At 66.5% G+C, this 13,015-nt stretch carries 11 protein-coding genes; 6 read left to right on the forward strand and 5 right to left on the reverse strand.

Translation table 11 applies throughout. From position 1 onward, the window contains the following. Positions 1-5 precede the first annotated feature (5 nt). From hslU to IB261_RS02370, 5 genes are all read right to left on the reverse strand, one after another. Positions 6-1,346, reverse strand: coding sequence for an ATP-dependent protease ATPase subunit HslU (hslU, locus tag IB261_RS02350; protein WP_045212875.1), 1,341 nt, complete (start codon positions 1,344-1,346; stop codon positions 6-8). A gap of 28 nt (positions 1,347-1,374) precedes the next feature. Further along, a complete protein-coding gene (gene hslV, locus IB261_RS02355) occupies positions 1,375-1,911 on the reverse strand; it encodes an ATP-dependent protease subunit HslV (protein WP_017520170.1) in 537 nt (178 codons plus the stop codon). 144 nt (positions 1,912-2,055) lie between these two features. Next, a complete protein-coding gene (locus IB261_RS02360) occupies positions 2,056-2,868 on the reverse strand; it encodes an SPOR domain-containing protein (RefSeq protein WP_192383326.1) in 813 nt (270 codons plus the stop codon). Between the two features lie 6 nt (positions 2,869-2,874). Beyond that, a complete protein-coding gene (argS, locus tag IB261_RS02365) occupies positions 2,875-4,614 on the reverse strand; it encodes an arginine--tRNA ligase (protein WP_081519635.1) in 1,740 nt (579 codons plus the stop codon). Positions 4,615-4,817: 203 nt separating this feature from the next. After that, the gene (locus IB261_RS02370) at positions 4,818-7,037 is read right to left on the reverse strand and encodes a primosomal protein N' (RefSeq protein WP_494515522.1); all 2,220 of its coding nucleotides are present in this window, start codon (positions 7,035-7,037) and stop codon (positions 4,818-4,820) included. A gap of 217 nt (positions 7,038-7,254) precedes the next feature. On the opposite strand from IB261_RS02370, the gene rpmE reads away from it, so the two are divergent. The 6 genes from rpmE to IB261_RS02400 all read left to right on the forward strand — a co-directional run bounded on the left by rpmE (position 7,255) and on the right by IB261_RS02400 (position 12,870). Further along, entirely contained in the window at positions 7,255-7,470 is a 216-nt protein-coding gene (gene rpmE, locus IB261_RS02375) for a 50S ribosomal protein L31 (RefSeq protein ID WP_024766509.1), read from the forward strand. Between the two features lie 76 nt (positions 7,471-7,546). After that, positions 7,547-8,299, forward strand: coding sequence for a thermonuclease family protein (locus tag IB261_RS02380; protein ID WP_225606153.1), 753 nt, complete (start codon positions 7,547-7,549; stop codon positions 8,297-8,299). Beyond that, on the forward strand, positions 8,296-9,747 hold the full coding sequence (locus tag IB261_RS02385) for a M48 family metalloprotease (protein WP_192383323.1): 1,452 nt from the start codon (positions 8,296-8,298) through the stop codon (positions 9,745-9,747). Before IB261_RS02380 ends, IB261_RS02385 begins: the two co-directional genes overlap by 4 nt. 103 nt (positions 9,748-9,850) lie before the next feature. Further along, the gene (locus IB261_RS02390) at positions 9,851-11,119 is read left to right on the forward strand and encodes a malic enzyme-like NAD(P)-binding protein (protein WP_045212856.1); all 1,269 of its coding nucleotides are present in this window, start codon (positions 9,851-9,853) and stop codon (positions 11,117-11,119) included. Between the two features lie 180 nt (positions 11,120-11,299). Continuing rightward, entirely contained in the window at positions 11,300-12,073 is a 774-nt protein-coding gene (locus tag IB261_RS02395; protein ID WP_167523250.1) for a phosphatase PAP2 family protein, read from the forward strand. Positions 12,074-12,135: 62 nt separating this feature from the next. Next, entirely contained in the window at positions 12,136-12,870 is a 735-nt protein-coding gene (locus tag IB261_RS02400; protein WP_151189078.1) for a substrate-binding periplasmic protein, read from the forward strand. The last annotated feature ends 145 nt before the right edge of the window (positions 12,871-13,015 follow it).

Here is a 13,015-nt window from a genome sequence, read left to right on the forward strand (position 1 = left end):
ATCGCTTAGAGGATGTAGCGGGACAGGTCTTCGTCCTGGGCCAGCTCGCCCAGGTGGCCGTTGACGTAGGCCGCGTCGATCACGATGGCCTTGTCACTGTGCTCGCTGGCGAGGTCGGCGGCATCGAAGGACACCTCTTCGAGCAGGCGCTCGAGCAGGGTGTGCAGGCGACGGGCGCCGATGTTCTCGGTCTTCTCGTTGACCTGGAAGGCGATTTCCGCGAGGCGCTTGATGCCGTCGGCGGCGAACTCGATGTCCAGGCCTTCGGTCTTCAGCAGCGCGGTGTACTGCTCGGTCAGCGACGCGTGCGGCTCGCTGAGGATGCGCTCGAAGTCGCTCGGGCTCAGGGCTTTCAGCTCGACGCGGATCGGCAGGCGGCCCTGCAGTTCTGGCACCAGATCGCTGGGCTTGGACAGGTGGAATGCGCCCGAGGCGATGAACAGGATGTGGTCGGTCTTCACCATGCCCAGCTTGGTGTTCACGGTGCAGCCCTCGATCAGCGGCAGCAGGTCACGCTGCACGCCCTCGCGGGAGACGTCGGCGCCGCCCACGTTGCCGCGCTTGGCGATCTTGTCGATCTCGTCGATGAAGACGATGCCGTTCTGCTCCACGGCTTCCAGGGCGCGGGCCTTGAGGTCTTCTTCGTTGACCAGGCGCTGGGCTTCCTCGTCGCGGATCAGCTTCATGGCCTCGGCGACCTTCAGCTTGCGGCTCTTGCGCTTGCCCTTGCCCATGTTGGAGAACAGGCTCTGCAGCTGGTTGGTCATCTCTTCCATGCCGGGCGGGGCCATGATTTCCACGCCCGAAGGAATGTCGGCGACCTCGATGTCGATTTCCTTGTCATCCAGCTGGCCTTCGCGCAGTCGCTTGCGGAACAGCTGGCGGGTGTTGGAATCCTCGCGCGCCGGTTCGTCACCGAAGCCGGTGGTGCGCGCGGGCGGCAGCAGGGCGTCGAGGATGCGCTCTTCGGCGGCGTCTTCGGCGCGGTACTTCACCTTCTGCACTTCCTGCTCGCGGAGCATCTTGATCGCGGCATCGGCGAGGTCGCGGATGATCGACTCGACGTCACGGCCGACGTAGCCGACTTCGGTGAACTTGGTCGCTTCGACCTTGATGAAGGGAGCGTTGGCCAGCTTGGCCAGGCGCCGGGCGATCTCGGTCTTGCCGACGCCGGTCGGGCCGATCATCAGGATGTTCTTCGGCGTCACTTCGGCGCGCAGCTCGGCCGGCAGCTGCATGCGCCGCCAGCGGTTGCGCAGGGCGATGGCGACGGCGCGCTTGGCGTCGTCCTGGCCGATGATGTGACGGTTGAGTTCGTGGACGATCTCGCGGGGAGTCATGGACATTTGACGTGCTACTCCGGAACGACAGCGCTCAGACGGCGCTGTCGAGCTCCTCAAGGGTCAGGTTCTGGTTGGTGAACACGCAGATGGAGCCGGCGATGTTCAGTGCGGTCTCGGCGATCTCGCGGGCGCTCATGTCGTCGCTGCCTTTCTGCAGCAGGGCCAGGGCCGCCGCCTGGGCGAAGCCGCCGCCCGAGCCCATGGCGATCAGGCCGTGCTCGGGTTCGACCACGTCACCGTTGCCGGTGATGATCAGCGAGGCGTCCTTGTTGGCGACCGCCAGCATGGCTTCCAGACGGCTCAGGGAACGGTCGGTACGCCAGTCCTTGGCCAGCTCGACAGCGGCGCGCACCAGGTGGCCCTGGTGTTTTTCCAGCTGCTGCTCGAAGCGTTCGAAGAGGGTGAAGGCATCGGCGGTGGCGCCGGCGAAGCCGGCCAGTACTTCACCGTGGTACAGGCGACGGACTTTCTTCGCGTTGCCTTTCATCACGGTGTTGCCCAGGGAAACCTGGCCGTCGCCGCCCATGACGACTTTGCCATTGCGGCGGACAGATACGATGGTGGTCAAGGGTCTTACTCCACACTAGCGGGGCGATGTGCCCGAATGCAGAGTCAGATGGGGACTAGGAAGGCGGGGTTCAAGTCCTGCGCCGGACGAGTAGCGCGCATTTCGCGCGCCACCCGTCGGCGCAAGCCTTGGAATGGCCGGGGCTCAGCGGGTCTGACGCTGCTGTAACAGCAGGTTGCTGAAACCGTTGCCGGCGAGTTGTTTCTGCGCCGCGGAGGCCTTGGCGCGGTCGCCGTAGGGGCCGACCATGACGCGGTACCAGGTTTCGTCGCGGACGGTGCCGGACTCCACGCGGGCGTTCTGGCCCATCATGATGATCTGCGCGCGCAGGTGGTCGGCGTCGGTCTGTTTGCGGAACGAGCCGGCCTGCAGGTAGTACTGGGTTGCGGCCACCGCCGGCGGCGGCGTCGGCTTGGCTGGCGCGGTGTCGCTGGCCGGGGCCTGCGGCAGCGCCTGCTTCTGCGCACTGGCGACCTGGGTCGTGGGCGGCGTGGCGGGCGTTGCCGGCTTGACCACCGCGGGCGGCGGCGGATTCTGCCCACTCAGCGCCGCCAGGGCGCGCTGGGTGTCGATCTTCTCGGCTTCTTCCTTGGTCGCGACCACGGTTGCCGGTTGCTGCGGCTTGGCCGGCGGCGGCACGGCTTCGGGCGGCACGGCGACTTCCGAGCCCGGCAGCAGGGTGTAGAAGTCGTACTTGGGCTTCACCCCGGTCGGTGCGGCCGGTTGCTGCGGCTGCACGGTGCCGGAAGGCTTGTTGGAGCCGACCACGGTCTTGGGCGCCTCCGCTTTCTCGCGTTTGACGTCGTTGCGACCCGGCTCCAGCTTCATCAGGAACATGATGAAGCCGCCGATGGCGAGGCCTGCGACCAGCCAGACCCAGCCGGGGACCGACGTCTTCTTGGCCGGGGCCTGGTAGCGGCTGGCGCCGCGCTTGGGAGCGGGTTTCTTCTTCGCCATGGGTGCTTACATGCGCTCCAGGGTTTCCAGGCCCAGCAGCTCCAGGCCCTGCTTGAGGGTGCGGCCGGTCAGCGCGGCAAGGCGCAGGCGGCTTTCCTGTTGCGCCGGGTCCTCGGCGGTGAGGATCGGGCAGTGCTCGTAGAAGCTGGAGAACAGGCCGGCCAGCTCGTACAGGTAGGCGCAGAGGATGTGCGGGACACCCTTCACGGCGACGTTGTTGAGCAGGTCGGTGAACTGCGCCAGCTGCGCGGCCAGGGCAATTTCCTGGGGTTGCTGCAGGTGGATGCTGCCGCCCACTTCGTCATAGGTCTTGCCCAGCTTGCGGAAGATGCTCGCCACGCGGGTGTACGCATACAGCAGGTACGGCGCGGTGTTGCCCTCGAAGCTCAGCATCAGGTCGAAGTTGAAGCTGTAGTCGCTGGTGCGGTGCTTGGACAGGTCGGCGTACTTCACCGCGCCAATGCCGACGGCGTGGGCGATCTGGCGCAGGTCCTGCTCGCTGAAGTCCGGGTTCTTGCCTTTCACCAGGGTGTAGGCGCGCTCTTCGGCCTCGATCAGCAGGTCGATCAGCTTCACGGTGCCGCCATCGCGGGTCTTGAACGGCTTGCCGTCGGCGCCGTTCATGGTGCCGAAGCCCATGTGCTCCAGTTCCATGCTGGCCGGGACGAAACCGGCGCGGCGGGCGACTTCGAACACCTGCTGGAAGTGCAGGGCCTGGCGCTGGTCGACGAAGTACAGCACGCGGTCGGCGTGCAGCACCTTGTGGCGGTAGCGCATGGCGGCGAGGTCGGTAGTGGCGTAGAGGTAGCCACCGCCGGCCTTCTGCACGATCACCGGCAGCGGCTCGCCTTCGGCGTTCTTGAATTCATCGAGGAACACGCACAGCGCACCGTCGCTCTCGACCAGCAGGCCCTTGGCGGTGAGGTCGGCCACCACCTGCGCGAGGTCGTCGTTGTAGGCGCTCTCGCCCTTCACGTCGGCCATGGTCAGCTTCACACCCAGCAGGTCGTAGACCTTCTGGCAGTGCGACAGGGAGATGTCGTTGAAACGGGTCCACAGGGCGATGCACTTGGGATCGTTGGCCTGCAGTTTCACCACCAGCTCGCGGGCGCGGTCGGCGAACTCGGCGGACTCGTCGAAGCGCTTCTTGGCGGCGCGGTAGAAGACTTCCAGGTCGTGCAGTTCGGCCTGGGCATCCACCGGTTGTTCTTCCAGGTAGGCCAGCAGCATGCCGAACTGGGTGCCCCAGTCGCCCACGTGGTTCTGGCGGATCACGGTGTCGCCGAGGAACTCCAGCACGCGGCTGACGGCGTCGCCGATGATGGTCGAGCGCAGGTGGCCGACGTGCATCTCCTTCGCCAGGTTCGGCGAGGACAGGTCCACCACCACGCGCTGGGCCGCACCGGCCTTGCGTACGCCGATGTGGCCGTCGGCCAGGGCCTTGTCGAGGCTGGCGGCGAGCCAGGCCTGGTCCTGGAAGAAGTTCAGGAAGCCGGGGCCGGCGATCTCGACCTTGGCCACTTCCGGGCTCTGCGGCAGCGCGGCGACCAGCTTGGTCGCGAGGTCGCGCGGCTTCATGCCGGCCGGCTTGGCCAGCATCATGGCGATGTTGCTGGCGAAGTCACCGTGGGTTCGGTCCTTGGTGTTCTCCACCTGGATGTCGGGCGTCAGGCCGGCCGGCAGCGTGCCGTCTTCGGTGAGGCTGACAAGGGCTTGCTGGATCAGGTGGCGAATCGTGTCTTTCATGGTTTTCTCCGTGCTCGCGTGCATCCGGCGCGCGCGACCGGTTATCGGGCTCAGAACCGCGCATTATCCGTGGCCGGGCATGGCTTGCCAACCGCGGAGCGCTCCTTGATCAGTCTCGCCGCTGTGCCATCCGTCGCGGCTGATGGAAGTCAATGTAGGACGGATGCGCAAGCCCGGAGGGTTTTATCCGTGCGGCGCATCTGTCAGAACAGGTCAATCGGGTCCACGTCCAGCGACCAGCGCACCTGGCGTCCGCTGGGCATGCCTTCGAGTGTTTGCAGCCAGGGCGTGAGCAGGCGGTGCAGGGGCGCGCGGGCGGTACTCATCAGCAGCAGCTGCGCGCGGTAGCGGCCGGCGCGGCGCTCCATGGGCGCTGGCACCGGGCCGAGGAGGTCGACGTCGTGGCCGAGGGTCGCCTGTAGGCGTTCGGCCTCGGCACAGGCTTCGTCGAGGAAGCCTTCGGCCTGCCCCGGCTTGTGCGCCTCGGCACGCAGCAGGGCGAGGTGCGAGAAGGGCGGCAGGCCGGCGGAGCGGCGCTCGGTGAGGGCCTGGTCGGCGAAGGCGAAGTAGCCTTGCTCGGTGAGCTGCACCAGCAATGGGTGGTCGGCCAGGTGGGTCTGGATCAGCACACGGCCTGGTTCCTCGGCGCGCCCGGCGCGGCCGGCGACCTGGACGATCTGCTGGGCCATGCGTTCGCTGGCGCGGAAGTCGGCGGAGAACAGCCCGCCGTCGGCATCGAGGATCGCCACCAGGGTGACGCGCGGGAAGTGGTGCCCCTTGGCGAGCATCTGCGTGCCCACCAGGATGCACGGCTCACCTTTATTGATAGTGGCGAACAGGTCGCGCATGGCGTTCTTGCGCGAGGTGCTGTCGCGGTCGATGCGCAGCACCGGGTAATCCGGGAAGAGGATGCGCAGGCGTTCCTCGGCGCGCTCGGTGCCGGCGCCGACCGGGCGCAGGTCTACCGTGCCACATTTCGGGCAGTTGCGCGGCGGCCGCTCGCGGTGGTCGCAGTGGTGGCAGCGCAGCTCGCCGCTGCCCTGGTGCACGGTCATCCGTGCGTCGCAGCGCGGGCACTGGCTGATCCACCCGCAGTCGTGGCACAGCAGGGTCGGGGCGAAGCCGCGGCGGTTCAGGTAGACCAGCACTTGCTGGCCGGCGGCCAGGGTCTCCTTGATCGAACGCTGCAGCGGCATGGAGATGCCCGAATCCAGCGGCAGGCTCTTCACGTCCAGGCGGTGGAACTTCGGCTGGTGTGCGCCGCCGGCGCGCTGGGTCAGGCGCAGCAGGCCGTAGCGGCCGCTCTGGGCGTTGTGCAGGCTCTCCAGCGCGGGGGTGGCGGAGCCGAGCAGGATCGGCACGTTCTCCAGCCGCGCACGCACCATGGCCAGGTCGCGGGCGTGGTAGCGCAGGCCTTCCTGCTGTTTATAGGAAGCGTCGTGCTCTTCGTCGATGATGATCAGCCCCGGATTCTTCATGGGGGTGAACAGCGCCGAGCGGGTGCCGATGATGATGTCCGCCTCGCCGTCGCGGGCGGCGAGCCAGGCGTCGAGGCGCTCGCGGTCGGTCAGCGCGGAGTGCAGCAGGGCGATGCGCGCGTTGAAGCGGCGCTCGAAGCGCGAAAGGGTCTGCGGGCCGAGGTTGATCTCGGGGATCAGCACCAGCGCCTGCTTGCCGGCTTCCAGGGTCTCGCGGATCAGCTGCAGGTAGACCTCGGTCTTGCCGCTGCCGGTGACGCCCGCCAGCAGGAAGCTGTGGAAGCTGCCGAAGCCCGCGCGCACGGCCTCGAAGGCGGCGCGCTGCTCGGCGTTCAGCGGCAGTTCCGCTTGCGCCAGCCACGGGCCGTGGTGCGGCGGCACGCTGTGGACGCGCACCTCCAGCGTGACCAGCCCCTTTTCCTGCAGCAGGTCGAGGCTGTCCTTGTTGATCTGCAACTGGCTGAGCAGGTCGTGGGCGACGCCGTGGGGATGCTGTTTGAGGATCTTCAGCGTCTCGCGCTGGCGCGGTGCACGGGCCAGGCGCGGGTCTTCCTCGCGGGCGCCGGGTTCGGCGTGCCAGAAGCGCTGCTGGCGCGCCTCGGCCGGGTCGCCCTGGCGCAGCAGGTTGGGCAGCGCCCAGGAAAAGGTGTCGCCCAGGCTGTGCTGGTAGTACTGCGCCGTCCAGCGGCACAGCTCCAGCAGGTGCGCCGGCATCGGCGGTTCGCGGTCGAGCACGGCCAGGGCCGGGCGTAGCTTGTCTGCCGGGACCTCGGAGCTTTCCACCTTGTCCACCAGCACGCCGACCATCTCGCGGCGGCCGAAGGGGACGCGCAGGCGCATGCCGGGCTGCAGGCGTGCGACGTCGACCCCACGCGGAGGCAGGTAGTCGAACAGGCGGCGCAGCGGCGAGGGCAGGGCGAGACGCAGGATGGACGGTGACGGCACGCGACGGATTCCGGGGCGGCGGGGAGCGTCGGATGGTAGCATGGGCGATGCGACGGTCGGTCATGCCTGATCTTGCGTTGAAAGCGTTCTCTGGTATGATCCACGCCCTTAATTTCCGTGCGGTGCCCGGTAAAAGATCCCGCCCGCGGTCCTCGATGACCGTGGCTCGGCTTCTGCCAGAGACTGGGTGGCGGCACACCACCGAGAGGAAGAGACCATGAAACCGGAAATCCATCCCGCGTACGAAGACATCGAAGCTACCTGCAGCTGTGGCAACGTGATCAAGACCCGTTCCACCCTGTGCAAGGGCATTCACCTGGACGTCTGCTCCGAGTGCCACCCCTTCTACACCGGTAAGCAGAAAGTTCTGGACACCGGCGGCCGTATCGACCGCTTCAACCAGCGCTTCGCCATGTTCGGCGGCAAGAAGTAAGATCGATTTCCGGGAAAGGCCGACGATGGTTTTTCACGGTAATTCGAAGAAGGCGTCCCTCGTGGGCGCCTTTTTTATGGCCGTCCTTTTTTCCCTGGATGCCAGCGCCGCTGCCTGCCCGCAGCCTTCGTCGGCCGAAACGGTGCGCGTGGCGCGGGTGGTGGACGGCGACACGCTCAAGCTGGCCGACGGCCGCAGCGTCCGCCTGATCGGCGTCAACGCCCCGGAACTGGCCCATCATGGCCGCTCCGAAGAAGCCTTCGCGGTCGCCGCCCAGCGCCGTCTGCAGCAACTGGTGGCGGCCAATGACGGCGAGGTCGGCCTGGTTGCCGGCCAGCAGGGCAAGGACAAGTACGGCCGCACCCTGGCCCACGCCTATGACGCCCACGGCAACAACCTCGAATCCCGCCTGCTCGCCGAAGGCCTGGGCTACCTTGTAGCTATCGCCCCCAACACTGACCTCACCGTCTGCCAGCAGGCTGCCGAGCGGCAAGCCCGCAGCGCCGGGCTCGGTCTGTGGAAGCGCTCTCCGGTACAGACGGCGGAACAACTTCACGAAAGCGGATTCGCAGTGGTTCGCGGACGGGGCGAGCAGGTACAACGCAATCGCGGCGGGCTGTGGATCGATCTCGATGGCCCGCTGGTGCTGCGGATCGAGGCGCGACTCGTGAAGCGTTTCGACGATGCAACCCTGCGCGATCTCAAGGGTCGACAGGTGGAGGCGCGCGGCTGGGTCATCGACCGCGCCGAGCGTGGTGGCGTGAAACCCGGACAGGCGCGCTGGATGCTGCCTGTGACCGACCCGGCGATGATGGAGGTATTGCCATGAGCTTGCGCTCGTTCGGAATTCTGACCCTGCTGGCGCTGCTGAGCGTTCTCGGCGGCTGCGCCACCAACCCGGCCACCGGCAAGTCTGACTTCGTGATGATGAGCGAGCAGAGCGAGCTGGAGATGGGGCAGAAGTACAGCCAGCAGATCGCCCAGCAGTATCCGCGCTATGAGGACGGCAAGTTGCAGGCCTACGTTCAGCAGGTCGGCGAGCGCGTCGCCCGCGCTGGCGACCGGCCCAACCTGCAATATCACTTCACGGTCATCGACACCCCTGACATCAACGCCTTCGCCCTGCCCGGCGGCTACATCTATATCCACCGCGGGCTGATGGCGTACCTGGGCTCCGAAGCGGAACTGGCCGCCGTGCTGGGGCACGAGGTCGGCCACGTCACCGCGCGCCACAGCGTGCGCCAGCAGAGCCAGTCCAGCGCCTGGGGCATCCTCGGTCAGGCCGTGGCCATCGGCACCGGTGTCGGCGCGGCGGCGGACCTGACCAACGTGCTCGGCACCGCCTTCGTGCGCGGTTATGGCCGCGACATGGAGCTGGAGGCCGACGGCCTGGGTGCCAAGTACCTGGCCCGTGCGGGCTATGACCCCACCGCCATGATCCAGGTGGTGCGGGTGCTGAAGAACCAGGAAGACTTCGCCCGCGACGAGGCCGCGCGCAAGGGCCAGACGGCTCAGCCGGTCGGCTACCACGGGTTATTCGACACCCACCCGGACAATGATCAGCGCCTCAAACAGGTACTCGGCCCGGCCCAGGCCCTGGCCGCCAACAGCCAGCACGAGATCGGCGCCGAGCGCTACCTGAAGGCCATCGACGGCATGCCCTTCGGCGATTCCGCTTCCAGTGGCGTGCGCCGTGGGCAGAGCTTCTACCACTCGGAGCTGGACTTCACCCTGACCTACCCGTCGGGCTGGGGCATCCTCAACCAGCCGACCGCGCTGGTGGGCTACACCGCTGACCAGCAGGCCTACATCGGCATGAAGCTGGTGCCCCGCGAAGGCCAGCTGACCCCGGCGGAATACCTGCGCAAGGGCGCTGGCGGGCGGTTATCGAACGAAGAAAGTTTCCAGCAAGCCGGTCTCGACGTCGCCACCGGCGTGGTGCCCGGCTCGCCCGCCCGCCGCGCCGCGGTGATCTACCAGAAGGACCGCGCCTACCTGTTCATCGGTGTGGTCAAAGGTCGCGCCTCGTTGGAAAGCGAAGACGACCACTTCATGCAGGTCATCCGCAGCTTCCGGCCGATGCGCGCCGACGAGCAGAAACTCGCACAACCGCGCCGGATCGCCGTCATTCAGGTCAAATCCGGGCAGACTGTCGAGCAGTTCGCGAAGGCTGAATCCGGTCCGGAATCTGACTCGATAAATCGTATACGTTTATTGAATGACTTGTATCCAACTGGTCAGCCAAAAGCTGGCGACTGGCTGAAAGTCGTACGCTAGAGGTCTTGACAGCAGGGGCTTGGGCTACCTTGGCAGGTGCGGGGTTTGTGCGTATGCTCGGACCCCCGTCTGTCCAACAAGCAACAAAAGCGGAAGTGCCCAAATGTCTGATCTCAAGACCGCTGCCCTCGAATATCACGCCCAACCCCGCCCCGGTAAACTGAGCGTCGAGCTGACCAAGCCGACCGCCACCGCCCGCGACCTGTCGCTGGCATACAGCCCGGGCGTCGCCGAGCCGGTGCGCGAAATCGCGCGTGATCCGGAACTGGCCTTCAAGTACACCGGCAAGGGCAACCTGGTCGCGGTCATTTCCGACGGCACCGCCATTCTCGGCCTGGGCAACCTCGGCCCGCTGGCCTCCAAGCCGGTCATGGAAGGCAAGGGCGTGCTGTTCAAGCGCTTCGCCGGTGTCGACGTGTTCGACATCGAAGTCGACGCCGAGAGCCCGCAGGCCTTCATCGATACCGTCAAGCGCATCTCCATCACCTTCGGCGGCATCAACCTGGAAGACATCAAGGCACCCGAGTGCTTCGAGATCGAGCGCGCGCTGATCGAGCAGTGCGACATCCCGGTATTCCACGATGACCAGCACGGCACCGCCATCGTGACCGCCGCCGGCATGCTCAACGCGCTGGAAATCGCCGGCAAGAAGCTGGAGACCGCGAAGATCGTCTGCCTGGGCGCCGGCGCCGCCGCCATCTCCTGCATGAAGCTGCTGGTGAGCATGGGTGGCAAGGTCGAGAACATCTACATGATCGACCGCCAGGGCGTGATCCACGCCGGCCGCAACGACCTGAACCAGTACAAGGCCGTGTTCGCCACCGAGACCGACAAGCGCACCCTGGCTGACGCCCTGGAAGGCGCCGACGTATTCGTCGGCCTGTCCGGCGCCAACCTGCTGAGCCCGGACGATCTCAAGCGCATGGCGCCGAATCCGATCGTCTTCGCCTGCTCCAACCCGGACCCGGAAATCAAGCCGGAACTGGCCCACGCCACCCGCGACGACGTGATCATGGCCACCGGCCGTTCGGACTACCCGAACCAGGTCAACAACGTACTGGGCTTCCCCTTCATCTTCCGCGGTGCCCTGGACGTACGCGCCACCCGCATCAACGAAGAAATGAAGATCGCCGCCGCCCTGGCCCTGCGTGACCTGGCCAAGCTGCCGGTACCCAAGGACGTGTGCGACGCCTACGGCGTGAGCGCCATCGAGTTCGGCCGCGAGTACATCATTCCGAAGCCGATGGACAAGCGCCTGATCACCGTCGTGTCCGACGCGGTGGCCAAGGCTGCCATCGAGACTGGCGTGGCGACCCTGCCGTATCCGAAGCACTACCCGCTGCAGTCGGTGGAAGACGTCTTCAAAGGCTGATTCCGTCTGATTTGAAGAACCCCGCCTCGGCGGGGTTTTTCTTTTTCCGCTGAAGGAAACGAAGAGTTACCGATTAATGACTGAAGGCAGAGGCCTTCGGAACGCACCGGACTATCCTTCCCCGCTCATGCATTGACGCGTCCGCTGCCCTGGAGCGGGCCGGGCGCATGGGGGAGCATCATGAATCGGACTTTGCTGGCAGTCGCCACCCTGGCGGCCAGCGCCGCGCTCATCGGTTGCGCAGGGGCACCGCAAATGAGCTGGGATCGGGTAGGGGATTCGGCGCAGCGCGCGGTCACCAGTGCCGACGTCTGGGCCCCGGTGGCCGGCGCGGCGGTGATCGCTGCCGGTGGCTGGGACCATCAGTGGCAGAAGTCGGCGAGCAACCACGACTGGTTCTTCGGCGGCGACGCCAACCAGGCGGCCGACCGCATGCTCAACCTCGCCACCGGCCTGAGCGTCGTCACCGCCCTGGTGGCTTCACCCAAGGACGTGAGCAGCGAGGAGAAGTGGAGCTGGCGCGGGCGCAACCTGACGCTGCTGGCGGCGGACCGCTACGCCGTGACCGGCTTCGTCGAGGAAGCCAAGGAATGGTCCGGGCGCGAGCGGCCGGACGGGATTCCCGACGACTCCTTCCCGTCCAAGCACACTGCCGTTACCGCCGTGCACACCAGTTTCACCCGCCGCAACCTGGACTACATCGACATGGACCCGACCTGGCGCTACACCGCCAAGGCCGGCCTCTACACCCTTGACGGGCTGACCGCGCTGTCGCGCGTGGAAGGCGACAAGCACTATCCCACCGATGTGCTGGTGGGGATGGCGGTGGGCAACTTCTTCGCCAACTTCACCTACAACCTGTTCCTCGAAGGCCCGGAAAGCGAGCGCTACAACGTGACCGTGGTGCCGGAAACCGGCGGCGGGATGAGCCTGCGCGCGGCGATGCTGTTCTGAGGTTGGCGCGACGCCGTGGGCAGCGTCTAGTCTTGAAAGCTTCTCTCTGGACGACAAGCCCGATGCCGTTGCGCCTGCTGCTGATCCTCTTGTTCCTGTGCGTTACCAGCGCGGCGCGGGCCGGGGAAGTGCTGCGCATCGCGGCGGACCGCTGGCCGCCCTACGCCGATCGCCAACTGCCCGGCAACGGCGTGGCGGTGCATCTGGTGCAGGCTGCCCTCAAGCGCGCCGGGTACGCCAGCGAGTACATCGAAGTGCCCTGGCCGCGCGTGCTGCATGGCGTGGCGAATGGCGAGTACGACCTGGTGGCGGATGCCTGGTATTCGCCGGAGCGGGAATCCTTCGCCGTGTACTCCGAGCCCTACCTGGTCAACCGCGTACGCCTGATCAAGCGCCAGGGCTCGCCCATCACCTTCGCCAGGCTGGCCGATCTCTACCCCTACCGCATCGCCATGGTGCGCGGGTATGCCTATTCCGAGGCGTTCAACAACGATCCGAAACTGCAGCGGGTGCCAGTGTTCAGCTTCGTCAACGCGGCGCTGATGCTGCAGGCCGGGCGGGTGGACCTGACGCTGGAAGACGAGATCACCGCGCGCGTGCACTTCAATGGCGACCTCGCCGAGCTCAAGGGCCAGCTGGAATTCCTGCCGGTGCCGCTGACCGAGAATGGCCTGCACATTCTGGTCGGCCGGCATGTGCCCGACCACGCGGCAATCATAGCGGCGTTCAACAAGGCGATCCGCGAGATGCACGAGGACGGCAGCTACGACGAGCTGATGCGCGAGCACGGGCTGTAAAGGGCTTTCCGTCTCTTTGCAGGAGATTCAATGTCTACCCCACCGTATCGGCCTTGGACCGTAGGGCGCATAACGCGCCAGCGTTATCCGCCGCGGTGCCATTGGCGGATAACCCGTTCCGGGTTATCCGCCCTACAAGGGTTTC

The organism is Pseudomonas sp. PDM20 (assembly GCF_014852575.3).
In the GTDB taxonomy this organism is placed as follows: domain Bacteria; phylum Pseudomonadota; class Gammaproteobacteria; order Pseudomonadales; family Pseudomonadaceae; genus Pseudomonas.